This window comes from Microcoleus sp. PH2017_28_MFU_U_A (assembly GCF_020738035.1).
In the GTDB taxonomy this organism is placed as follows: Bacteria; Cyanobacteriota; Cyanobacteriia; order Cyanobacteriales; family Microcoleaceae; genus Microcoleus.
Genome location: NZ_JAEQCX010000059.1, coordinates 58,749 through 84,249 on the forward strand (window position 1 = coordinate 58,749; position 25,501 = coordinate 84,249).

Sequence of the window (25,501 nt, forward strand, 5' to 3'; positions counted from 1 at the left end):
ATATCATAGTTCGAGCAATTTTCAACTTCTGCAAGTTAATCATGATTCAATCTGGATCAAGATGGCGCCACCAAATCGCCTCCGGAAATACGCCGGTTGCTGGATGGAGATTTGCCACTATCGATACTGAGTCTAACTGTTATTAACACGTAGGCAAGCCAGACATCCCCAATATCACATAGAGAACCTTCAGTTAGGTTGTTCAAAATAATAAAAACTAAGTAAATAATCGGTATCCCCGCTTGAGATAGCGGGCTGCGGCTCAGTTGCCGGACGGCGAAAATCAGATTTGTCAACACAGAAATTAAGATTAGAACCAGTCCTGGATAGCCGAAAGAGAGTAAGACTGCTATGGAACCATTATGAGCAGTTTTAGGTTGAAATCCACTCGTAGTATATATATAATAAGCTGGGGTCTCCTTGCCTATTAATGCTTGTTGAAAAAATCCCTCAAATCCATAGCCAAACCAAGGACGCTGGTTGGCTGCCGCGATTAATTGCGGCCAGAACTCCGTGCGTCCTGTCAAAGTCAAATCTTTTCCTAAACCTCCGACAACAATGGATTCCAAATTGTCGATTATATAAATGCTACCTATGATACCGAAGATCGTAAAGCCGACAATACAAGTAAAGGCCCATTGAAACTTTAACTTGCTCAAAAAGCTTAAGGATGATACTACAACTATGAGCATCAAACTATTAACTAGAGAACCCCCAGAGCTAGTAGTTCTAACCAAATAAAAGGAAAAAAACATGAATGCCAGAGCTATCCAGCGTTCTTTCTGAGTTTTAGCACCTTGGGAATAGTGCAGGTACCAAAGTGCTGTACTTACTACCATGATGCTGCCCAGAGAATTTTTGTGACTGGTAATTCCTGACAATTCCCGTGTCACATTCGGGTAGCGCAAAAAACTAACTATACCCACCGAGGTATAGCCCCATCGCACTAAGGCTGATAGTTCGTGCCACTCATATCGCGCACCTATATAAAAACCCACAACCGTAAAACCTGTAAATGCTATCCCCGCTTTCAGCGTAATATCAGGAACTAGCGACCACAGTGTCGATGTTATTGGTAGCCAACAATATAGCGAAAAAGCCGGATTTCTCAGCACCACAAATAACAATCCTTCGACAAGTTTGTGTTTACAAAAATTAATAAATTTCCCACATAAAATAAAAACTATCCAGGGATAAAATACATAAGGAAGCTGCTTAATTACTCCACCCTCAGGGTCAGTGATATTGATAAAGTGCATATAATTAAAAGGAGGTACATTAACATGAGGAGACATGAAAATGTACAGAACTGCAAACCACTTTTCTAAAGTAATACCAATTTGTTTTTTGCTGGCAATCTGAAATATCAACAGAGTGATCGCCAAGCCACTGACACCCAATATCATCAGCAACAAATTATTGCTGAGAATTAGTTCTTTAATCATTCTCGCCATAAATATCTACCCTCTCTGAGAAAAATACCAATTTAGCAGCGGGCTAATTCCACCAAAATAACAATAAACCGAGGTATTTGTCGCCGGCGATCTTTCTATATAAGCTGCTGCTGGTCTAAAGTGTTGGTTGGTTGGGTATGAGGAGAGGGGTTGGGGAATGCCGAGGTTTTTTTATTCTGCCTTCTAGATAATTGCCGGGAGGGGGAGGGGAAGAAAATTTGATGATTTTTTTCTTTGTATCTGCGATCGACATTGCTTTTCAACGATCGGCGATTAAACTGGTGAATGATCCTCAAATAAAATAAGTAGTCTGTGGCTAACACTGATTTTTCCAAACAAGTAAACCCGCCAGTCTTGAGTTTGATGTTGTGGACGATCGCCTGCGCGAGTATTTCCCTCGGGTTCCCGCTTGGTGCAACAGCGCAACTACCATTGCGTCCTGGCGCAGTCACAACACCTGTCGGCGTTAGAAGATCGCCCCAAAGCTACAAACTCGGCGGTGGCGATCGCATCCAAGTAGAAATACTCGAAGTACCAGAGCTCACCCGTGGCTACGAAGTCCTCTCAGACGGTTCCGTCAACCTCCCGCTGATCGGTCTGATCTCGATCCGCGGCCGTACCTTAGCGGAAGCCACCACCATCATCCGCAACGCCTACCGCCGCATCCTCAAAGATCCGATAGTTACAGTCAGCCTCGTCGCCGCCCGCCCCCTCAACGTCGGCGTCATCGGAGAAGTAACTAGGCCCGGAAACTTCACGATCGCCCTCACTCCAGGCCCGGGGGTCGCGCCCAGCGTGCAGTACCCAACCGTCACCCAAGCCCTCAGACTCGCAGAAGGCGTCACTGGCGTCGCTGACATCCGCAACATCCGCGTCCGCCGTCCCCAACCCGACGGCCCCGACCAAGTGCTCAACGTTAACCTATGGAAATTCTTGCAAGAAGGAGACATCTCTCAAGATATCATTTTGCAAGACAGAGACACGATTGTGATCCCTACCGTCGCGAACTTCAACCAAGCAGAGGCGCGCCAATTTGCGATCGCCAACTTCTCGCCGCCGCCGGAAAAACCTCGATCGATCTCCATCGTCGGCCAAGTAACCCGCCCGGGGGCTTACGTAGTCATCGGCGGCAACACCAATAGCGACCTCAGCCGAGAAGGATTCCCCACCGTCATCCGCGCCATTCAGCTTGCAGGCGGAATTACCTCCGAAGCCGACATCCGCCAAATTCAAGTGCGCCGCGTCACCAGAAGAGGCGAACAAATCATTCCAGTCAACCTGTGGCAATTCCTAGAGTCCGGCGACGGCGCCCAAGATACCATCCTCCAGCAGGGAGACACCATCATCGTTCCCAAAGCAACTATCGTCAACCCCGCAGAAGCTGGCGTGCTGGCTAGCACTAACTTTGCTCCTTCCGGCATTAACGTTTATGTAGTAGGAGAAGTCAGAACATCTCTCGATCCGTTGAGGCTGCCACCTAATGCCACCCTCAATCAAGCTTTAGTTTCCAGAGGATTTTTTGGCTACGAGAATACGAGAGCTAGAAGGAATAAAATTGAGCTAGTCCGCCTCAATCAGGACGGTACTGCTACTAAACGGACGATCGAAGTCGATTTAACTCAAGGCATTAACGAAGAAGTCAATCCTCAACTTCGGAACAACGACATGATTATCGTATCCCGCAGCGGTATCGTCAACTTCATAGACCGCATGAACGCTGTAGTCGGGCCTGTCGGGCCAGCTACCGGAGTGTTAAATTTTATAAACGTTCTCCGAAGTTTATTCAGGTAAGAACGTTGCTGGTGAGGTGGATAATTCCTGCGAAAGGCTAGAATAAATTAAACAATAGAATTTCTGGCGTCGCGGCGTGGCAGCTTCAAAAATATCAACATCAAAAATATAAACCTCAAGAATACCCAGGCTGAATATGGATAGCAGACAAGATTACCAACCCTTCACACCCAAATCTAATGGCAAACTGCCCGACTTCTCGGCTCAGAACTACAGAGATAGGTTCGTCGAGGAGACAGAGGAAGAAAAGCTAGACTTGTCGTGGCTGTTAGGAGTCCTGCGCCGCCGTATCCTGGTGATGGCAGCAGCCACAATTGCTTTGAGCGCCCTCGCAGGAACAGGGATCGTCACCGCTTCTAAACGGATAACGCTGGAGTATGAAGGCTCATTTTCTCTGTTAGTAGAACCAGCAACCGCTGAAGGTTTGCTATCCAAACAATTAGACAATACCGTCGCTGCCGACTTAGCAAAAATTAATATAGAAGGAATTAGTTTAGTAGATTACGAAACCCAAATTAGGATTTTACGCAGCCCCAAAATGATGCAGCCAGTGCTTCAAGATTTGCGAGCTTGGAATCCCAACCTAACCTACAGCGAACTGATGACAAAACTGTCGATCAGCCGCGTCAGCTACGGAAGAGATGGCAAACAGCAAGGTACAAAAATCTTAGAAGTTCGCTACAAAGATTCAGAACCAAATAAAATTTACGGCGTATTGGATAAGGTTTCTAAAGCTTATCTAGAATATAGCTTGCAGCAGCGGTTGACGGGCATCAATCAAGGTATTAAATTTATAGACATGGAGATGCCCAAGCTCCGAGAAAGAGTCGAAGTTTTGCAACTGCAAGTCCAAAGACTGCGCCAGAATAGCAACTTGTTTGAGCCGCAGCTAGAGGGAAAATCTCTGTCAGAACAAGTTCAAAGCATTCGGGGACAGCAAGTAGGACTCCAGGTACAGTTAAAAGGGATGCGGAATCTCTACCAAAGCTATCAAAATTTACTGGATAAAAATAACCCCATTGGCGTATTGATGACCCAAGGACAAGCTTACGGCGGACTGTTATCTCAAATCCAGAAAATAGACTCAGACTTGTCCCTGAAATTAGCTCAGTATAGAGATGACAGTTTGCCTGTTTTAGCACTGCGAAAAAGTCGGGAAGAACTGATTTTAACGGCGACTCAACAAGCAAAAGAAGTGGTGATGGGAAATTTGTCAAGCCAAATCAAAGAAGTTGAGGCGCGCGATCGCGAAATGACTGCTTTGCAAAAGGCTCTCTACCAAAAAATTAGAAATTTTTCAGTAACAACGAGACAATACGACAATTTAGTGCGGGAACAACAAGTTGTTACTAAGAGTTTGTCGGACTTTTTGGCAAAACGGGAAGCCTTGCGGATTGATGCAGCTCAACAGCAAATACCTTGGGTGCTGATCAATCCTCCGGAAATTCCGCTAGACAAATTCAATAGGCCGATCCCAGCTACAATCAAACAAACCAAAAGACAGTTAGCGTTGGCACTAATTTTAAGCAGTCTGCTGGGCATAGCAGTCGGCTTGCTCGTAGAGGTGCTAAATACTGTTTTCCACACTCCAGAAGCACTGAGAATCGCCACAAAATTGCCGGTGATCGGGGTGATTCCGTTTAGCAAAAAAGTCAGGCGCAGACAGCCAGCGAGGCCGAGGAAACTAACTTCGGCTCGCTCGTCGTCGAAGTCGCAAGTGCAAGTTCTCGAATCCCTCGACACTGAACCTACTCCTCCGACGCTCATCGGGGGTCAAAGTATTTTTAGGGAGTTGGACTATCAATTTTTAGAAGCATTTCGATCGCTCTACACCAATATTCACTTGCTCAGTGCAGGTACGGCAATTCGATCGCTTTTAGTGAGCTCGGCCGTGGCTGGAGACGGCAAATCTACAGTAGCTTTGCACCTGGCCGCGATCGCAGCAGCAGTCGGACAGCGAGTATTGTTAGTAGATGCAGATTTGCGCTGCCCGCAACTGCATACTAAGCTAGGACTGCCGAACGTGCGCGGGCTAGCCGATGCCATTTCCACTGATCTCAGTCTCAACGACGCGATTCAGCGAGCTTTGAATCAAGACAATTTGTTCGTACTTACCGCAGGACAAATTCCGCCCGATCCGATCAAGCTGCTTTCTTCCAAAAAAATGCAGTATCTGATGGAGCAGTTTCAAGCATTTTTTGACTTAGTGATTTATGACACCCCACCGCTAGCCGGCTTGGCAGACGCCCACTTGATAGCAGCTCACACCGACGCTACGATTATGGTCGTGCAAATTGCCAAAACAGACCGAGCGCAAGTTCGCAAAGTTTTAGAAGAATTAAAAATTTCTGGAGCTTCGGTTTTGGGAATCGTGGCTAACGGCTGCAAAAACGATCCTAACAGCTACCGGCAGCGCTCGGTCGGTTTAGACACCCTCTACGACCAAAAACTATCGGCTTTAGGTACAAAAAATCAAAATTAGACAAATTTCGCTCCAAGCGGCGCCGTGCCGCCCTCCTCTACCCGAAATGCACAACCAACCTGCACAATCATTTTTTGACAAACGTACCATTTGAGAAAGAAAATGATAGACTAACGGACATAGCCTCGTGTGTCAACCGAGATTACGCGGATATTTGGTTCGCAGTAATTCTTTAAAAAATGATTGGGAAATCAGCAAAAGTGGGTAAACTACATCTAGCAGAGCGCAATCTCAATCAGGAAAAGACACCTTTGAAGGTGAACGTTAATGCAAACGTTAATGTGAACGTTTCAACCCAGAAACTTGGTAGGGATTATTCTATGAGTACAGTTATGGTTGTTGATGATAGCGTCACTCTGCGGGAGATGATCGCCGACTTGCTCAAAGGTAGAGGACTCAATGTCACGGTAGCTAGTGATGGCGTAGAAGCTCTAGAGCAAATCAAAGCCAACCGCCCGGATTTAGTCGTTCTGGATATCGTGATGCCCCGGATGAATGGCTATGAAGTCTGTCGCCGGCTCAAGAGCGACCCCAAAACTCAGAATTTGCCCGTGGTAATGTGTTCGAGCAAAAGCGAAGAGTTCGATCGCTATTGGGGAATGAAACAAGGAGCCGACGCTTACATCGCCAAGCCGTTTCACCCTCAGGAATTGGTGGGCACGATTAAGCAACTGCTGCGCGGTTGAAGTAGAGGAAGAGGGACAGAAAAAATGTCTTGAGTGGTTCCAATTTCTGATCCCGCAGCCTCTCTAAACTACTCGATTGACAATAGTCCAAACATCCCCGTCCGATCGCACGTAGGGTACAGAAATACTCTTAAAACCCGTAATAAAAGGCTTGTAATAAACCTGCCAGTAGCTGGGACTAATTTGGTCGGCAATGGCTTTAAGTTCCTTCACTTCTCCCGACAATTGGGCCGCCAGTTCGTTAATCCGTTCCGCGTGTCCGCGAGCGAGCTCTCTTCCCTCTTCAACTTGCTGCTCCATCGGACTGATTCTTTGCAAGTTTACCGATAGCTGCTGTTTCTGATTCAGTTGAGCAGACAGAGCTGCGATCGCATCATCTATTCCCTTGACTTCTGCCGACACTTGTGCTGTTTCCCTCGCGTGACGGCGGTAAGCATCAGCGATGGCTTGGGGCGAATCCCCCGCTGGGGCGATCGCGCCAGTGCTAAGCTGTTGGCGTTCGCGGCGCAAAGCCTCAATCTGAGAGCAAATTGCCTCTATGTCTGTCTGAAGTTTGTCCACCAAATTACCGTAGTTTTTGGATATCTTAGCATATTAACACAAGCTAATAAAGGTCTTATATAGCCGAGTCTCAGCAACAGTGCGGTGGTATCGGGCATAGGGCATAGGGCACGCAGGCATACCTCACTTTTTTAAGAACCGCTATAAGAGAGATGAATAATTCCGATGAAGAGCGGATTTGATATTACACATAATGGAGAAACCTGTTTCAAAGTGGCGCATAATTCGCAATTACCAATTACCAATTCCCAATTACCAATTCCCAATTACCAATTACCAATTACCAATTACCAATTACCAATTACCAATTACCAATTACCAATTACCAATTACCAATTACCAATTACCAATTACCCAAGACATCGGGCTGTACGGGTTTAGTCAGATGCCGATCGTAACTAGCTTTCAAAGCCCGATCGCGGTCTTCATCTCTAGCATAGGCCGTCAGGGCGATCGCCCGAAACTTCCTGCCGCTTTGGGTTGCCAGAGAACGCAGCCTTAACAGCAGCGAATAGCCGTCTTCCTCAGGCATTCCGATATCGCTGACCAAAACATCCGGCACAAACTCCGAAGCCACCTCAAACGCCTCAGCAGCACAGGATGCAGCCCTGACAGCCGCCCCGGAATCGCTCAAGACAAACATCATAAATTCCCGCGAATCCACCTCGTCATCAACCACCAAAACCTTGACTCCCTGTAAATTACCACCGCCAGCCAACACCGACGCTTCCTCAGGGGCGATCGAATTTACCGGAATCGAAGGGAGGCGGAAAGTAAAAGTCGAACCCATATCCAGTCCCGGACTCTGGGCCCAAACCCTGCCGCCGTGGAGTTCCACCAACTGCCGGACGATCGCCAGACCCAGCCCCAAACCGCTATAATTGCGAGTAATCGTAGCATCCGCTTGCCGGAAAGACTCAAACACGTAAGGCAAAAAATTCGCAGCAATCCCAATTCCGGTGTCGGTAACAGTTAGCTCAACCTCCGAATCAAATCGCTGCAACCGGATTTCCACTCGCCCGCCACGCGGCGTAAACTTAATCGCATTCGTCAACAAATTCCAAATTATCTGCTGCAAGCGGCCGGGGTCTCCCGATACCAAAAATCTCGGATTTAACGGAGATTCGCGATCGCCATAAACCTCTTTGAGCGGGCAAAATTCAGCAGTATCCAAGCCCAAATCTAGAATTGCCAACTCCACGTCGATCGACTTAGCATCGGCCGCCAACCGCACCGTATTTACGGCTCCTTCCACCATCGAAATCAAATTTACTGGACAAGGATTTAAAGTCAATTTGCCGCGAATAATTCTCGAAATATCCAGCAAATCCTCAATCAATTGAGTTTGCAATTTAGCATTGCGCTCGATCGTTTCCAACGCCCGTGCGGTAGCTGCCGGACTGAAACTGCGATTTCGTAGCAATTGCGCCCAGCCCAAAATCGCGTTTAAGGGCGATCGCAACTCGTGAGAAAGAGTTGCTAAAAACTCATCTTTCATGCGATTTGCTTGCTGAGATTCCTCATAAAGCCGCGCGTTTTCGATGCTCGCCGAAACTGCCTGAGCCAACTGCATTAAAATACTTTCGTCATCTTCCCCAAACTCCCCCTCATACTTGTCCGACAACTGAATCAATCCCATATTTCTGCCATCGCGAGCCGTCAGCGGTACCGCCAGCCAGCCCCGCATCGGCGGGTGCTTGTCGGCAGCCTTGCCGAACTTCCGCCACGCCTGGTGAGCCTCTAACTCGCTTTGAGTCATCCGCATCGCCTGTTGGTGCCGGCAAACTTCCTGATAAATGCCCGTACCGTCTGGCTCTTCGCAGTAATCTTGCCACTGGGCGTATTTTTCGGATAGGGAAAACTTGCTAATTCCAACATCCCAGTGGGCGGAAGGGCTGAGGTTGACGGCTGCTTGGTGGACTTCCAGAATTTGGCGGGCGCTATCTGCTGCTAACTGAACGATGTCTGCTACCGAAAGCATGGAGTGGAGCGCAACTGAGGCGGAGGTTAACTTTTGCAGGCGGTGCAGATACGATCGCTCGCGCGCCAAAGCCTGGGAGCGATCGTATTCTAACTGTTTGCGAGCGGTAATGTCGATCGCTACGCCGAACAGTCGCACTGGTTTACCGGATGCGTCAAAAACCACCCGCCCTTTGTCGTGAAGCCAAATCACCGAACCGTCGGGGCGCTCTTGGCGGTGTTCCGAGTCGTAAAATCCCGAGCCGCTGAGTGCCGCATCCAAATCTGCCAAAAAGCTGTCGCGGTCATCTCGATGCACCGCATTCTTTTTTTCCTCAAAAGTACCAACTGCGCTGTCCGGGTGCAAACCTATCTCTGTTTGGGCATTGGAAAAACGGCGGATTTCAGCGGAAACAACATCCCAACTAAAAGCAACCGTGTTAGCTGCTTCTAGGGCAAAGCGCAAATTTTCCTCGTTTTCCTGTATTCTGGCTTCGGATAACTTGCGATCGGTAATATCCCAAACCACGCCGATCGATCGCACCGATTTACCAGTACCATCATCAAAAAACTTGCCCCTAGCCGCGATCCAGTGCAAGCTGCCATCGGGCCAAATCACTCTAAATTCGTGCTGGTATTCTATCTTGTTATCTAAAGAAAAGGCGATCGCGCGAGCAATAGAATCGCGATCGTCCGGGTGAATAAAGGCAAAAAATGCTTCATAAGTTCCCAAAAAACTGCCTTTTTCCAACCCGAATAACAGTTCGTGTCCCTCCGACCAAACCACCTCGCCAGTTAATATATTCCAATCCCAAGTTCCCATTTGCGAGGCGCAGATAGCTACCCTCAGCCTTTCCTCAGAAATTGCCAACTGCGCCGAAGTTTTTGCGTAATTCTCGCGCAACTGCTGTTTTTCCAAACTTTCGCGCACGGCAGACGCCAGCCGATTGAAGTGTCGCCCTTTGAACACATAATCGCTCAAACCCGCTTTCATCGCTTCGACTGCCACTTGTTCGCTGCCGCTGTCGGTACACATAATTACCGGACAATTTGGGTACTGGCTTTGAACTTGTTTGAGAATAGTTAATCCGTCGCTCCAGCGCACTTGGTAATCGGTAATCACCATGTCAAAACCCCCGACGACCAGGATTTGTTCGAGACTTGGGGCATCTATCGCCGACTTAACTTCTAAATCGGGCAAAGTTTTTCTCAGTTCTCGCTCGATCATCAGGCGATCGTTCGGGTTGTCGTCGATCAACAGAATAGACAGCATGGTTTTTGGGCTTTTTGTATTGGCACAAACATTCTTGAATCTAAAAATATGTTATTGAGGAGTTCCGTTGTTTCAATATTTAGTGCTAATTAACTATCCTCGGATTTTTTTAATTGTATTTGCTTGTATTTTATTATATCTCACAGATTATGCTGTCGGTAGTTTTTTCCCAGTATTTGCTAACAGATACATAACCTAATTTCTTCTCTCGAACCTTGTGGGTATTATATTAGTCAATGCCTTGCTTCAACAGTTGACACTTGACACTTGACAGTTGACTTTTGAGGGCAACCTCTACCCTTAAGTCCGAGGATTGGAGTAATGAATAGTCTAATTTTAATTTCTCCGTCAAAGGCGGGCGGGCTTTCAACCAATTCTTTCTGGTAAAAATCCCAGCCTTACGATTTTCGAGGTTGATTAGCCTCCCGTCAATCTTGGATTCATCGCACAGGAACAGATGATACAGGACTCGCCACCTCAAGACCAACTTCTACCAGTTTTGATTTGATTATATTTGAGATTAAAGAATTGGGAATGACTGATGACCACCCAAAAATGGATACAAGCCCACGACAGCAGAAGTGGAGATTACAAAATCTTAGACCAAAGTTCAAACTCCCAGATTCACGGCGCTACAAGTAAATCTCAAACTTGTACAGCCAAGTCGAAGTATCTCAAATCTCTCATTACGAGGAAAAGTCTGACAACGAGGAAATAAACCCTAAAAATTGGGATAACGCTACTATAAACCAGAAAATTCTATAGGTTCCGGCAGTTCGGTCTGGTTGAGCCAATACTCGCCAAAACTCTGCATCATGTCCGATAAAGAAGCAAACCCGACAGGTTTAACCAAATAAGAATTAACGCCTAGATCGTAAGCTTGATTGACATCTAATGTTTGCCTCGAAGATGTAAGAACAATCACAGGTAAACGTTTGAGTTGCGGCTGCTGTTTGAGCCAACTCAGAACCTCGTGACCCGATCGCCTGGGCAACTTCAAATCTAGTAAAATTATCGCAGGTAAAGGATAGCGCTCGCGATCGCTGTATTCTCCATCACCATTTAAATAAAAAACCGCTGCATCTCCATCTCGGACAATTTGCAGCGAAGTATTAGTAAAAATCTGATTGCGAAACGCCCGCTGCATCAACAGAATATCAACGGGGCTATCTTCCACCAGCAAAATCGTCTGCCTTTGCCTCATCCTTTCCTCAGCTCTATCCAAAATCGACTGCCGTGTCCTAATTGCGATTCCACCCCAACTTGACCGCCCATGCGATCGACTGCTTTTTGTACAATAGCTAATCCTATACCAGTTCCGGGGTATGACTCGATACCGTGAAGCCGTTCAAAAACGCGAAAAATCCGTTTTTGATGTTCTGGAGCAATACCGATGCCGTTGTCTGCTACCCAAAGACGGATGATGCGATCGCCTTCGTTGGCTTCGCTAACAGGCAATTGGCCGGTGCTAATCAATAACTGCGAATGCTCCCACTTTCCCACTTTCCCCCTTTTCCATTCTCCCGCAGTCTGTCTGTCTGTCTCTCCCTCTGGAGGCAGTTGAATTTCCTCAGCCCATATTTGCACTTGCGGCGATGCGCCTGCCACAAATTTTAGAGCATTGGCGAGCAGATTTGTGATGACTTGAACTAAGGTAACGCGATGGGCAATTACCGGCAATAAGGGCGATCGCACGCTGATGCGAGCACCGTTGGATTTAGCATCGGCTTGTACCATAGCAATTGCCTCAGCGACAGCAGATTCTAACTCTACAACTTGCAGCGATAAATCAGTGCGGCTCAGGTGGCTGTATGCTAGCAAATCTTGGATCAAATCTTCTAATTGTTGCCCAGAATTTACAATTTGCTGGGCATATTCTTGACCGAGTTCGTCAAGGATTTCGCCGTAATCTTCTAACAAAGCTTCAGCCAATCCCTGCATTCCCCGCAAGGGCGCGCGCAAATCGTGGGCGACGGTATAGGTGAAAGCTTCTAATTCTTCGTTAGCTCCTTGCAGTTCATTGGTGCGGAGTTCGACTCGCTGTTCTAACGTAGCGTTGAGCATCCGAATTTCCGCTTCTGCTTGTTTGCGTGCAGTGATGTCAATGGCGGTACTAATTACTAAACTTCTGCCGTCGGAAAGCTTGCCTAAAGGTGCCGAATAAAAGTCCCAAATTCGTTTTTCACCGCTGGCTGTGGTAATTATATATTCACCTTCAGAAAGGCGCGAGTTTAATTTGTGCAGCCAATTGATATTTGCTGGCACTACCGATTTGCGGCTGCCGTAAGCTTTTTCTGTCCAATCTTCAATTGTAGGAATTTCTGAGGATTTGTAGCCTGAGAATTCTGTCCAAGCGGAGTTAATTTGCAAAACTTCTCCGTTTTCAGCGTGCAGCATAATTGGCAGCGGGGCGTTAACAATGGCGCGGCGGAAACGTTCTTCGGTTAATTGCAGGGAATTGCGATCGCGTTCTAGCTCTTCTAGCAGTTGATTTTGTTTGATTTGGGCATTGTCGCGCAAAATGCGATCGCGCTTTACCAAATATAAAATTAACACCAGCAACAGCCAATCTACCACAGTAGCAACGGTAAAAGTGATGATTGTCAAATTAGCACTGGCTTGAGATTCTTGGGCGCGCTGCTGCAATATCACATTTTCCTCGGCAGTCATGGTGGCTACCTGCTGCCGAATCCCCTCCATGATTTGCTGTCCGCGATCGGTTTTTACCACCCGCAGGGCTGCTGCTAAGTTTTGTTTGCGCCGCAGATTGATGGTTTCTTGAAGTTCGGCTAATTTAGAGTCGATCGCACTTTTCAAGTCGCGAAGGCGCTCTTGCTGCCGATTGTTGTCGGCTGTTAGTTCCTGCAATCCGACTAATTGTGTGTTAACGTTGGCGATCGCAGTGTAATAAGGTTCTAAATACCGTTCTTCTCCCGTCAGCAAATAACCGCGCTGCCCCGTTTCAGCATCTTTTAAGGTAGAAAGCGTGGCTTCGAGTTCACTTAAAACTCCGTGAGTGTGGCTCACCGAGCGCTCGTTTTCCACTAACTTGAGAGTATTGCGGTAGGAAGTTGCCGCATTAAAAATTAGCAGTCCCAAGGCGATGCCGATGCCTGCGGTGATTTGGCGAGTCAGCGATTTGTTCATGAAATATTCGGCGCGCGAGTGCTGCTTTTTTTGTTATACCTCGCTCCGGGCGATGAATTTTTTGCTCGGGCAGACAAGGCGGCCAAAGCAGATAAATTTAAGGCTCAAATCTGCGATCCATCTTGTTTTTAGTTTAGTGTCGCTGCTACACAAATACTAGACAAGTCTAGACATTTGCTTCTTACTTCGTCGGGAGCATGGGAGCGGTTATCCCTCCGTAAGCTTTCACGGTTTAGCCAACCGTGATAAATTGATGGCTGCGTTTAAATCCCTGTCCATCGAATGACCGCAACTTCCACAGTTATAAACCCTTTCTTTGAGTGGCATATCTTGAATATGCCCGCAACTCGAACAGGTTTTGCTCGACGGGAACCAGCGGTCAGCAACGACAATTTCACAGCCAAACTTTTTCGCTTTGTATTCTAGCTGGCGTTTAAATTCATGAAATCCGCAATCAGCTATTACCTGTGCTAGCTTGTGATTCTTTAGCATCCCTCCAATATTCAAGTCTTCTACTACTATCGTTGCGTGGTTTTTGCATAAGTAAGTAGTGACTTGATGTAGAGTATTCTTTCTGAGGTTTGCTATTTTTGCATGGTGTTTTGCCAGTTGGATTTTGGCTTTGTATCTATTGCTGGAACCTTTCACCTTTCTAGCAAGAACTCTTGATAATCTCTTCAGCTTTATAAAATGCGCTTTGTAGTGCTTTGGGTTCGGGAATACTACGCCAGTTGAAAGTGTAGCCAACTCTTTTACTCCCAAATCAACTCCTACAATTTCATGAGTTTTGACTGTGGGTTCATGATTCTGTTCGTAAGCAAATGCGATAAACCAACTGTCGGCAGTGCGTGAAATGGTGATTGACTTGCAAGTTGTGTGAGGTAGTCCTTCGTGGGTTTTTACCCAGCCGATTGTCGGCAACTTTATAGACGTACCACCCACAGGGATAGGCTTACCGCCCGCGTCAATAGTGAAAGAGTCGTGATGCCCCTTCTTTTTGAATCTGGGAAATCCACCTTTTTTTGAGAAAAATTTAGAGAACGAATCCCCAAGATTGTCAAAGGCGTATTGAGTTATTTTCTGGCAGATTCCCGTCTCTTTGATCCATGTAAATTCAGGTTTTACATGATTGTTGAAGAATTTCTTGAGTAGGTATTTATTGGGCTTTAATCCATCTTGATAAAGGCTATTCCAAGTAGCTAGTCCCCAATTATAAGTAAACCTCGCTATGCCAGCGTGTTTGCTCATAACCGTTGCCTGGTTCTTGTTTAGCTTTAACTTTGTCTTGATGGACAGAAGCATTGTTTGGCCTCAACACTCGATTTATTTGTTTAATTTTGCCACATCTTGTAGGGGTTTGTCAACAGCATTTTTTAGTTTTATTTGATTTCCTTGGAGTAATTTTGCAGACCGTATAATCGACAGGAAAAACAGTGAATTATTTCAAGTATTCTAGCAATTCATGTTGAGGAGACGGCGAGTCTTTTTACTGACAATCCAAGCTTTTTTGCGAATTCATGTGGTTTAAACAAAATGGTATACCGTAGATTTGTCCACAAGTGTACCACTCTGTCTATTTATTTGCTACCTAGGTACTAGCTCCTCTTCGCATCCTCCTTAAGTAAGAGAGGCCAAATATACAATCTCTCGCTCTCTCGCTAAGCTTAATTAGTCATTTTCTGTGGCATCACTTTTGCTGCTTTGACTATTTCAAATCGCGGCGCAAAAAAAGGAGTTTTTACCTATTGATTTCGGTTGATTTATGGGGTATATTTTAGATAATGGAAGTGGTGACTTCAATTTAAAAATTTTCACTATTCCCATTATTAAATAATACCTTGTCAAGCAGCCCGCGTCAAGCTTTTTACCCGAAAAAAAAGGCGATTTTTTCATGATTTGTGAAAAAAATAACTTTGGGACGCAGGGGAGAAATTGCTAGGGAAACTAACCGCAGATAAACGCAGATTAACACAGATAATTTTCAGCATCCAGATGGAATCAATAGCAATTGGAGTCTACAGTCTGTTTGGAAGCGAGACGATCGCACTGCACGCCGGAAAAGATGATTCCGAGTGCAGTGGCGAAGCAGAGAATTAGGGAATAACAGCGGCTTTCATCGCCAAAATGCGATCGATCGCATCCTCAACAACCTTATCAGGAGTCGAAGCACCCGAAGTCACGCCGACGACAATATTACCTTCAGGCAGCCAATTTTCAGTTACGACCAAATCCCGGCCCAAAGGCTTGTGTTCGATGCGATTTCCCGGTAAAATGCGCTCCGCAGAATCAATGTGATAAGAAGGAAGAGTTTTGTCGATCGCAATTTCCTGCAAGTGAGTAGTATTAGAAGAATTAAAACCCCCAATCACCAACATCAAATCCAACTTTTCCTCAACCAAACTCAACATAGCATCTTGCCGTTCCTGAGTCGCATCGCAGATAGTATTAAAACTCAGAAAATGCTCATTAAGATTGGACGGCCCAAACTTCCGCATCATCGTCTTTTCAAACAACTTGCCAATATTCTCAGTCTCAGTTTTGAGCATAGTAGTTTGGTTAGCAATCCCGACACTTACCAAATCCACATCCGGGTCAAAACCAGCAGAACAAGCCTTGCTAAACTTAGCAAGAAACTCAGCACGATCGCCTCCGTGCAAGATATAATTGCTGACATATTCAGCTTCCTGCAAATTCAGCACAATCAAATACTTATCAGCAAAAGAACTCGTTGCCACAGTTTCTTCGTGCTTGTACTGACCGTGAATAATCGAAGTATAATCCCTTTTCTTGTGTTTTTCAACAGTATTCCAAACCTTAGAAACCCAAGGACAAGTAGTATCAACAATCTTGCAACCCCTATCGTTCAGCAACTGCATTTCTTGCACGCTCGCCCCAAAAGCAGGTAAGATTACCACATCGCCACTATCCACCACAGAAAAATCTTTCTGCCCCTTTTCCACAGCAATAAAACCAACTTCCATATCGCGCAAATGCTGGTTCACAGAAGGATTGTGAATAATCTCATTAGTAATCCAAATCCGTTCCGAGGGGAAGTGCTGGCGAGTCTCGTAAGCAATAGCCACAGCGCGTTCCACTCCCCAGCAAAAGCCAAAAGCCTCAGCCAGCCGGATGGTGACGGCGCCGCGTTGCAGCCTGTAATTGTTGTCGCGAATTTGCTGGATCAGGCTGCTTTGATAAGCTGTCTCCATTACGCCAGCTACCTCAGCTTCGTGTCCGAAACCCTTGCGGTGGTAGTTTTCAGACTGTTGGAGCGATCGTTTAAAAGCTTTAGTATCCATGCGGTACTGAGTTCAAATCTAGGTTAATTACCTTTGATTTTAGAAGGCCTGGGTGCGATCGGGATTATACGATTTTAGATTTTAGATTTTAGATTTTAGATTGGAATGAACTACTGCATAAGGGTTAGGATCGCAAATTAAATAATTTACACAACGAAAGTGGGATGGGCGGGGGAGCCCGTCCTTTAGAGACGGGCTCCCCCGCCCATCCCACAAAAACCATCAAATTATAAGTTATTTAATTCTCATTCCTTAGTGGCTTGTATAAAGTTACATTCTCTTTTGAAACTGGTATTATTTAATTCAGTAACGAACAGAGGCGCGACTTTCATGGGTTCGTTCAAAATAAAACAAAAAAAAGCGTAGAGACGCACATAACTGCATCTCTACGCGATGATCGAACTTACCCTGAAAATCAGCCCACCTTTTTCGGCGCGAAAGGAGAACCAGATTCAAAGGAACTGAAACCGCCGGCAAAATCCTCACCGTAAGCTTCTTCCCCGTGTTGGCCGATATCCAAACCTTGGTCTTCAGCAGATGAGGCGACTCGCAGTTCCATAAACTGCGCGAGAATTTTTAGGATGACAAAAGTACCGGCAGCCGCAAACACGTAAGTAGCTACAACGCCTACAAACTGTGTCACAATTAGCCCCGGATTTCCGGCAAACAGCCCGTCATTTCCGGCTGCGTTAACGGCTTTAGTCGCAAACACGCCTGTCAGAAGCGCGCCTACAGTTCCGCCGACGCCGTGAACCGGGAAGGTGTCCAAAGAGTCGTCAAATCCCAGCTTAGCTCGCAAGCTAACGGCGAAGAAGCAGCAAACGGAAGTTATCGATCCGATTAACAGGGCCCCCACTGGCAGTACGTATCCCGCCGCTGGTGTGATTCCCACCAATCCTGCTAGGAAACCACTGGCAATTCCGACTGCTGTCGGTTTGCCTCTGAGCACCCATTCGATGATTGTCCAAGTTAAACCGCCGGCTGCGGTTGAAATCATTGTGGTGACAAAAGCCACTGTTGCTAAGGAACCCGATCCTAAAGCGCTACCGCCGTTGAAGCCAAACCAGCCGAACCACAGGAGCCCTATTCCGAGCAAGACGTAGGGTACGTTGTGGGGGGTGTGGGGCTTGTTCAAGTGATCTTTGCGGGGCCCGATTACCCAAGCTGCGACAACCGCAGATACGCCGGAACTGATGTGCACGACTGTGCCGCCTGCAAAGTCTAATGCTCCCATCGCCCCCAGCCAGCCTCTACCCCAAACCCAGTGGGCTAGAGGAGAGTAGATGAATGTAGACCACAGCAGCACGAACCAGAAGTAGGTTTTGAATGTTACCCGTTCGACGATCGCCCCGGAAATCAAAGCTGGGGTGATGATGGCGAACATCATCTGGTAAACCATGAATACTTGGTGGGGTATTGTCGGTGCGTAGCCGATCGGATCTGGTTTGTCGGCTGCGACGTTGTTCAAGAACATCCAGTCGAAGCCGCCGATGAAGGTTTCAAATCCTTTCCCAAAGCCTTCGGAAACTGGAGTGGAAACGTCAAAGGCCAAACTGTAACCCCACAGCGTCCATGTGACGCCGATCAGTCCCATCATGACTAAGCTCATCATCATGGTGTTGAGGACGTTGCGCGATCGCACCAGCCCTCCGTAGAAAAACGCTAGTCCGGGTGTCATTAGCAACACCAGTGCTGAGGAGATTAACATCCAGGCTGTATCGCCGGTGTCGATCGGATTTGCCGCCACCGCAGCAGCCGCCGCCGCAGGGGGAGCAGCATCTTGAGCTAAGGCATTGTTCATCAGCGGCCAACTTAACAGCCACAGTGCGAGGATGCCGATCGTGAAACTTTTTTTGAGCACGTTATTTTTACCTTTTAATACTCAGCAATTCGCAGGGAAGACCGAGCCGATTTTAGATGTGAGGATTTTAGATGCAATAGTTAATTTGGTTTTAAGTCCCTGTTTTAGCGGAACGAATCTTTAATAGATAATTCCCCAATCCTCAAGCCCCGACTTCGTATAGTCGGACTCATCTAAATTTGTCAACTCTCAATCCCATACTCTCTGCCTTTTGGATTGCACCATTTGTACAAACTGTTATTCTGTATCATTGTATACTAAAAGCTCAACTATTATATTTTCTTAATCTATCCGCAGGTACTTGACATTACCCCTGACTTCGGAGTAAGCCGTGTTGGAAGGGGGAGAATGGGGGAGAATATGACTTCATCCTTCTAACTACTGACAACTGCCAACTGACAACTGCCAACTGACAACAGTCAACTGATTAATTTTTCAACTGCATTTGACTGAACATTTGCAAGGCCGATCGCCAAACCAGATAACCTCGCTCGTTAAGGTGTAAGCCGTCTGTACTGAGTTGGGTTGGTAAATTGCCGTCAGCATCCGCAAACAACGGCTGCAAATCCAGATAGGAAACATTTTCGGAACTAGCAATTTCTTTCAGTCGCCGATTGATTGCGCGAATCCGACTGTTGGGAATCGCTAATAGTCGATCGCGATTTTCCCAGGTAGACTGTTCCCCGCTGTGGGGCAAAATCGACTGCACCACCACTTGTGCTTTCGGGTGCGCCCACCGCAAATCGCGGATAATCTGTCGCTGGTTGTTCAAAATCCCTTCGTCGCTGGCCCCCCGCAATAAATCGTTAATCCCGATCATCACAAACACCGTATCGGGCAGAGTGCGATCGAACAACTGCAATCGCTTCAGCAAACCTACGGAAGTCTCGCCGGAAATCCCTTGATTCAGCCAAATGCGATCGGGCGGTAAGAGCTTCGTCGGAAACCACATACTCAAAGAATCTCCAGCCAAAACACTCAGTTTTGGGGGACGATTTGCCGCGGCAGCCTCAGCTTCCCGGCCCAACTGCGTCACCCACTGCTGGTAAGACCATTTGTGTCGAGGCCCTGCAAGGGGCAAGTCTGCCACTACTTTTGTAGAGTTTGTCGCCGTCGTCGAAGAGCGAATTAGTTCTTCAGTGCTTTCCGGCGTTAGTGCAGCACTAGCAGGGGAACTTTCTGTTAAGTTGTTTCCCCTACCGATTAGTTGAGCGACTGTGACAATTAGTACCGCGTTGGTAAGCAGAGATAGCAAAGCCCAAACCGGAACAGTTTTCGATCGGCTAACTTCCATCCCCAAGAGGGATTTATGAGTTCTACTTCTGCTAACTACTCCAAACTTCTCCATAAACTCAAGCGATTTGCAGGCACCATACTGAAATAATTGGCACTGATTGCTGCATCAAATTTTACCGTTCAATTTTCGCCTCAATTCTTGTAAGAATCAAGCACTGTGCTGTGTTGGGCGTGACGGCGATGCAGAACTTTGCTTTTTGGCACTACTCTACCATAAAAAATCTGCCTGCCAAACTTTCTGGCGCAGAAATCAGGCGATTTTAGATTTTAGATTTTAGATTTTAGATTTAGGAATTCCGAATGACTTACTGTATCAGGATTTAGAGCTTTTCTAAAGTAGCTTTTTTTAAAGCTGAGCCGCACGCAAAAACCCAGTTTGTTAACGTAATTGCGAGATTTTAGCAAGGAATGCCAGAACGATCGACCTGGTTTAAAAGACTCAAGAGTGCGTCTGCGACTGTATCTGCGGGCGGGGGATTTCAGATTGTGGTTTTTCACAATTAAGCCCTAGATGGACGTACAAATCGCTCATCTAGGGCCAGAAAGCTGAAGAAAGTCGATCGTCCCACGCTTGAGAGTTTTGCTCTAAAGTTTGGTAGTTCTGTCCGCACCCCCCCCAGAATAACCGCCGTAGCTGCTTTCTGTTCTGTTGCCAGAGCTAGTTTCCTTCACAAACCCGGTGTAAGCTTCCATCCCATGTTCGCCGATATCCAAACCTTCAGCTTCCTCAACAGCAGAAACGCGGATACCCAACAAAGCTTTGAGTGCCAACCAAAAAATCGTACTCAGCAGCACGGTCATTCCGCCTACAGAGATAATACCGATCAACTGCGGTATTAGTTGATCGAAACCTCCGCCTACAAACAATCCCGCTTTCGGCCCAGCGGTATAAATTCCCGTTGTGGGCCCGTCAGCAAATAAGCCAACTGCCAGAGTTCCCCAGATGCCACAGACTAAGTGAACGGAAGTTGCTCCTACAGGGTCGTCAATTTTTAAGTTGTCGAAGAATGTTACTGCAAAAACTACCATGATGCCGGCGATCGTGCCGATAATGGCAGAGTTGGGTATGTTAACCCAAGCGCAGCTCGCTGTCACCCCGACTAAGCCAGCGAGGATGCCGTTGATAATCATCGACAAGTCTGGTTTTCCGAGGTAAAGCCAAGCTGTAATTGTGGCAGCAACTCCCCCGAAAGCACCGGCGGTGTTGGTGGTGAGCGCAATGTGGGCGATCGCATTTGGATCGACAGCCATTGTCGAACCGGGATTGAACCCGAACCAACCGAACCACAGAATCAAACAGCCGAGGGTGGCAATGCTCATATTGTGTCCCGGCATCGCCACAGTGTCGCCGTCGCGGTACTTGCCGATCCGCGGCCCGAGAAATGCCGCTCCCATCAAAGCAGCCCAACCGCCTACCGAGTGAACCACTGCCGAACCTGCAAAATCGTAGAAACCTGCTGTTTGCAGCCAGCCGCCGCCCCAAATCCAGTGTCCGGTAATCGGGTAAGCAATTCCGACTAACAGCAAGCAAAAAATTAAAAATTCAAGGAATTTAATGCGCTCTGCAACTGCCCCAGAAACGATCGTAGCAGCAGTTCCCGCAAAAACTAATTGGAAAAAGAATTTAGCATTCAGGGGGACTCCCGTCCAGTTTAAGGATTTGAAAATGCCTTGATAAGCATCTCCCATAGCGGGGCTGTTGTCAGCCACGTTCAACAGGAAATATCCGCCGCTGCTGCCGATAAAACCGTTGCCGTTGCTGAACATTAAGGCAAAGCCGATCGCCCAATATGCGATCGTCGCAAGCGCAAACACAATCAGGTTTTTTGACAGTACGTTAACTGCATTTTTCTGGCGGCAGAAACCTGTTTCCAACATCCCAAAACCCGCGTTCATAAAGAACACTAGCATCCCAGCCACCATCACCCACATGGTATCCATGCCTACCTTGAGGCTGGCCAATTGCTCTTCGGTGGTTGGCGCAGCAGGAGGGGTTTGGGCTACTGCGGCATATCCCCAAATCAAGAAGATGACTGCTGCTATTGGTATACAGGCTTGCCAACTCGGACTGAGGCGGGCGATCGTCCTTTGTAATTTCTTGAACCTGCTGACTTTTGTCAAAAAGTTAGGGGCTGGCAAATTCAAAGACTCCCGCCTGACTTGTTTCGATTTTTTCTTTCCGACACTCATTTTCATCATTTTTACGCTTTTACAACTTATCAGCTCAGCTAGACCCCGAAAATTTCCCACAATTGTACTACAACACTTAGAGATTATTTGTTCATAGTGAGATATTTTTGATAGCCTAGCTCTTCTAGCTGAGTTTGTTTTTTCATTACAGATTCGGACAAAGTTTTCCGGTAATCCAGGATTCGCTCCAGCAATTGAGGCTGGGAAACTGCTAATATTTGAATTGCCAGCAAGCCAGCATTTTTAGCATTGCCGATCGCCACTGTTGCTACGGGTATACCGGCTGGCATTTGGACGATCGAGTACAGCGAATCTAGGCCTTGGAGGTGGCGGCTCGCTACTGGTACACCAATTACCGGCAATGGTGTTAAAGATGCTACCATACCCGGAAGGTGCGCCGCTCCCCCAGCACCTGCGATAATTACTTTCAAACCTCGTTGGTGCGCGGTTTGAGCATATTCCACCATCCGATCCGGGGTACGGTGGGCGGAGACAATTGCTACGGAGCAAGGTACGTGGAATTCTTCGCAAACTGCGATCGCTTCAGACATGGTAGGCAAATCCGAATCGCTGCCCATGATAATTCCAACTGTCGGTTGACTCATGCAATTTTCAGATGTGAGATTTCAGATTAATGGTAATTTTAAGTTATGGCGTTAACTAAAAGATCTCTTGCAAAAATACAACGCACCCCACCCCAACCCTCCCCGCGAGTTCGGGGAGGGGGTAAGATTATTCTTGTTTCCCCCCTTAATAAGGGGGGACTTGCGGGGGGTAAATTTGACGAGAGCAAGAGTTCTAAAATTTAGATATTTTGTAGCCAAACTGATGCTCGAAAGCAATTTGGTGACAAGCCAAGAGTGCAGAAAGCAAAAATCTCCACATCCTCATCAAGAGCCCGCAGATTTATCGAGGCGAGCAAATCTAAAATCTAAAATCTAAAATCTAAAATCTAAAATCGGATGACTGAAGCCACAACCCCAACTGCCGCCCCTACAGATATTCTCAATGCTCGCCTGCCCGGTTGCAAGGATTTGCAGATGCTTGCTGTTGACAACACGGGCATCATTCAAGAAGTTTGTTCGATGGACAAAGTATTTAAACGAATTGCTCCTCCCAATTTGCAAGTGATCGACGCTGCGGGTGATTGGGTTTCTCTGGGCGGTGTTGACTTGCAGATTAACGGAGCACTCGGTTTAGCTTTCCCAGATTTAGAAAGCAAGGATGTTAAAGTTTTACCTAAAATTTGTCAATTTTTATGGTATCAGGGAGTTGATGCTTTTTTGCCGACTTTGGTGACAACTTCTCTGGATAAGTTTAGGCGATCGCTCTCGACGATAGCTGATTATATGCGGACTGCAAAAACCGCTGCTCCTGCCACCAATAAATCCCAAAGTGCCGAAATAATCGGCGTTCACCTCGAAGGCCCTTTTCTCAACCCCCAGAAGCGAGGAGCTCACCCAGTTGAGTTTTTACTACCGCTAACAATAGAAAATGTCAAGTTAGTTCTAGGAGATTGTGCGGATATTGTCAAAATAATTACTTTAGCGCCGGAGTTAGACAGCACTGGTGAAGTCATTCCCTATTTGCAAAGTTTGGGAATTGCCGTCAGTCTGGGACACTCCCAAGCGACGGCAGAGCAAGCACAGCAAGCATTTGCCCAAGGAGCTTCAATGGTAACTCACGCTTTTAATGCGATGCCGAGTTTGCATCACAGAGAACCGGGTTTGTTAGGAGCGGCGATCGTTTATCCGGGCGTAAAATGCGGTTTAATTGCTGACGGCAAGCACGTTTCTCCGACAATGATTGATTTTTTGCTGCGTGCTGGCAGATACGACACAGGCGTTTTTTTGGTAAGCGATGCTTTGGCTCCTTTGGGTTTGCCTGACGGTGTTTATCCTTGGGATTCCCGACAAATGGAAGTCAGAAAAGGTACAGCATGGGTAAGATTGGATTACCATTCGCCGCTGGAATCTGCTACTTTGGCAGGTACAACTCTGCCGCTGTTGGCGGGAGTGCAGAATTTGGTAAGGTGGGGGATTTGCGAGGTAGAAAGTGCGATCGCCCTGGCAACTGAATCTCCCAGAAAGGCGATCGGACTTTCGGGAATTATCGGCAAACCGGCAACTCAATTGTTGCGCTGGAATTTCAATGCAGCGACAAAAGAATTGACTTGGCATCGATTGTTTTAAGTCATTAGTTATTAGTTATTGGTTATTGGTTATTCGTTATTCGTTATTTGGTAATTCTCCCACTCTCCCACTCTCCCGCTCTCCCCCTCTCCCTCTCCTACTCTCCCCCTGCTATAGCGCGTCGCGTGAGAACCCCGGTCTTTTAAGCCGGGGATGAAACGCAGTTGCAGCCTTAAGGCTGCCAGCATTCTATATTATTTGTTTCTTTGTTCTTCGATATATTTCCTGACAGTTTCAGTAGAAACGTTTCCAACACTGCCAACAAAATAACTAGGAGTCCACAATGTAGGTAATTTCAGTAATTCGGGAAACTCTTTCCTCAAGTAACTGGATGCCCTACCCTTAACTCTTTGCATGACGAAACTGGCGGAGTCTGTCGGCTTAATATTAAGCAATAAATGGACGTGATCCGGCATAATCTCCAAAGCAATAATTTTCCACCTGTTTTCCGTGACTACCTCAAAAATAATTTCTTGCAGCCGTTCTGCAATTTTGCCGACCAGAACGGCTTTACGGCGTTTGGGAATAAAAACAAAGTGCATATTGATCAGCGAGACGGCCTTGCTCTCGTGCCGATACTCTAAATCTTTTTTTGACAAACTCGCCATAAGACTATTGACTCCATCGACAGGTAGTGTATAATCAACACATTACATCAACAAGGTGACTGGCGTGTTTGGATGTCAGCAGGTATTGATTAAGCCCGATCAAAAGTTGAAAGCAGTTCTAGAATATATTTGTCAAGAGTCAAACAAACTACATAACTGTGCGGTTTACTACGTTCGTCAAGCATACTTTAAGGGTCATATTTTTGTCCGCCCGTTTGACGTAATCAACGAGTTAAAACGCAATCCTCATTACGGAGCTTTATGCGCTCAAGCAGCTCAACAGACTTGTGGTGCTGTCGGTGAGTCGGTAAAATCTTTCAAAGGATTGATTAAATTGTTTCGTGAAGGAAAGCTTGAATCTAGACCGAAATTTCCAAATTACCGTACTCCTGGCGGGCTTCACTTAATTGCCTATCCGAAACAGGCGCTTGGTAAAAAGTTGATTGATGGTCGAATTTCTATCCCTCTCGGACAAAAAGTTAAGGCTTGGTTCGGATTGAAGAACTTTCAAATTCAAATGCCTTCTAATCTGGATTATGCCGAGATCCGAGAAGTGAGAATCCTTCCTAGAAATGGTTGTTTTTATGCCGAATTCGTCTACAATTGATACTCCCCAGCCCGCTCCGGGACGGGGATTCTTGAAGAGTCCAAATGCGAACTTTCAAAGGCGAAATCAAAGCGCCTCTACTGACTCCTTCAAGA

18 protein-coding genes are annotated in these 25,501 nt (G+C 46.7%); 6 read left to right on the forward strand and 12 right to left on the reverse strand.

The features are described from left to right. Positions 1-56: 56 nt before the first annotated feature. A complete protein-coding gene (locus JGK14_RS15195; protein ID WP_293183726.1) occupies positions 57-1,454 on the reverse strand; it encodes an O-antigen ligase family protein in 1,398 nt (465 codons plus the stop codon). 312 nt (positions 1,455-1,766) lie between these two features. Here JGK14_RS15195 and JGK14_RS15200 point away from each other — a divergent pair, with 312 nt between their 5' ends. From JGK14_RS15200 to JGK14_RS15210, 3 genes are all read left to right on the forward strand, one after another. Then, the gene (locus tag JGK14_RS15200; RefSeq protein ID WP_293191975.1) at positions 1,767-3,245 is read left to right on the forward strand and encodes a polysaccharide biosynthesis/export family protein; all 1,479 of its coding nucleotides are present in this window, start codon (positions 1,767-1,769) and stop codon (positions 3,243-3,245) included. A 136-nt stretch (positions 3,246-3,381) separates the two neighbouring features. Beyond that, positions 3,382-5,727, forward strand: coding sequence for a GumC family protein (locus JGK14_RS15205; protein ID WP_293183731.1), 2,346 nt, complete (start codon positions 3,382-3,384; stop codon positions 5,725-5,727). Positions 5,728-6,047: 320 nt separating this feature from the next. Beyond that, positions 6,048-6,413 (forward strand): response regulator transcription factor, encoded by a 366-nt coding sequence (locus JGK14_RS15210; protein ID WP_039886668.1) that lies wholly within the window; start codon positions 6,048-6,050, stop codon positions 6,411-6,413. Positions 6,414-6,476: 63 nt separating this feature from the next. On the opposite strand, the gene JGK14_RS15215 is transcribed toward JGK14_RS15210, so the two are convergent. Then, positions 6,477-6,974, reverse strand: a complete 498-nt coding sequence (locus tag JGK14_RS15215) for a hypothetical protein (protein ID WP_293183733.1) — start codon at positions 6,972-6,974, stop codon at positions 6,477-6,479. A 165-nt stretch (positions 6,975-7,139) separates the two neighbouring features. Here JGK14_RS15215 and JGK14_RS15220 point away from each other — a divergent pair, with 165 nt between their 5' ends. Next, positions 7,140-7,355 carry a hypothetical protein gene (locus tag JGK14_RS15220; protein WP_325315242.1) on the forward strand — a complete coding sequence of 72 codons (216 nt, stop codon included), beginning with the start codon at positions 7,140-7,142 and terminating at the stop codon, positions 7,353-7,355. Here JGK14_RS15220 and JGK14_RS15225 read toward each other — a convergent pair. The 9 genes from JGK14_RS15225 to purE all read right to left on the reverse strand — a co-directional run bounded on the left by JGK14_RS15225 (position 7,318) and on the right by purE (position 22,604). Further along, positions 7,318-10,206, reverse strand: a complete 2,889-nt coding sequence (locus JGK14_RS15225) for a PAS domain-containing protein (RefSeq protein WP_325315243.1) — start codon at positions 10,204-10,206, stop codon at positions 7,318-7,320. The two genes, JGK14_RS15220 and JGK14_RS15225, sit on opposite strands and share 38 nt — an antisense overlap. Positions 10,207-10,948: 742 nt before the next feature. Beyond that, positions 10,949-11,410 carry a response regulator gene (locus JGK14_RS15230; protein ID WP_293183740.1) on the reverse strand — a complete coding sequence of 154 codons (462 nt, stop codon included), beginning with the start codon at positions 11,408-11,410 and terminating at the stop codon, positions 10,949-10,951. Next, positions 11,407-13,353, reverse strand: a complete 1,947-nt coding sequence (locus JGK14_RS15235; protein WP_293191981.1) for a sensor histidine kinase — start codon at positions 13,351-13,353, stop codon at positions 11,407-11,409. Before JGK14_RS15235 ends, JGK14_RS15230 begins: the two co-directional genes overlap by 4 nt. 225 nt (positions 13,354-13,578) lie before the next feature. After that, positions 13,579-14,655: an RNA-guided endonuclease InsQ/TnpB family protein gene (locus tag JGK14_RS15240; protein WP_293183744.1), complete on the reverse strand. Its 1,077-nt coding sequence runs from the start codon at positions 14,653-14,655 to the stop codon at positions 13,579-13,581. 791 nt (positions 14,656-15,446) lie between these two features. Beyond that, complete coding sequence (locus tag JGK14_RS15245; protein ID WP_293183747.1) at positions 15,447-16,652, reverse strand: 4-hydroxy-3-methylbut-2-enyl diphosphate reductase; 1,206 nt, start codon at positions 16,650-16,652, stop codon at positions 15,447-15,449. Between the two features lie 415 nt (positions 16,653-17,067). Next, positions 17,068-18,453 (reverse strand): ammonium transporter, encoded by a 1,386-nt coding sequence (locus tag JGK14_RS15250; RefSeq protein WP_442921452.1) that lies wholly within the window; start codon positions 18,451-18,453, stop codon positions 17,068-17,070. 487 nt (positions 18,454-18,940) lie between these two features. Further along, complete coding sequence (locus tag JGK14_RS15255; RefSeq protein ID WP_293183752.1) at positions 18,941-19,861, reverse strand: SGNH/GDSL hydrolase family protein; 921 nt, start codon at positions 19,859-19,861, stop codon at positions 18,941-18,943. A 533-nt stretch (positions 19,862-20,394) separates the two neighbouring features. Next, positions 20,395-21,999, reverse strand: a complete 1,605-nt coding sequence (locus JGK14_RS15260) for an ammonium transporter (RefSeq protein ID WP_442921453.1) — start codon at positions 21,997-21,999, stop codon at positions 20,395-20,397. A gap of 83 nt (positions 22,000-22,082) precedes the next feature. Then, complete coding sequence (gene purE, locus JGK14_RS15265; protein WP_293144866.1) at positions 22,083-22,604, reverse strand: 5-(carboxyamino)imidazole ribonucleotide mutase; 522 nt, start codon at positions 22,602-22,604, stop codon at positions 22,083-22,085. Between the two features lie 357 nt (positions 22,605-22,961). Between purE and nagA the strand changes: the two genes are divergently transcribed. Beyond that, entirely contained in the window at positions 22,962-24,191 is a 1,230-nt protein-coding gene (gene nagA, locus JGK14_RS15270; RefSeq protein ID WP_293196306.1) for an N-acetylglucosamine-6-phosphate deacetylase, read from the forward strand. 194 nt (positions 24,192-24,385) lie between these two features. Here nagA and tnpA read toward each other — a convergent pair whose 3' ends face one another. After that, entirely contained in the window at positions 24,386-24,799 is a 414-nt protein-coding gene (tnpA, locus tag JGK14_RS15275; protein WP_293183758.1) for an IS200/IS605 family transposase, read from the reverse strand. A 55-nt stretch (positions 24,800-24,854) separates the two neighbouring features. On the opposite strand from tnpA, the gene JGK14_RS15280 reads away from it, so the two are divergent. Beyond that, the gene (locus JGK14_RS15280) at positions 24,855-25,406 is read left to right on the forward strand and encodes a hypothetical protein (protein WP_293203358.1); all 552 of its coding nucleotides are present in this window, start codon (positions 24,855-24,857) and stop codon (positions 25,404-25,406) included. Positions 25,407-25,501: the final 95 nt, after the last annotated feature.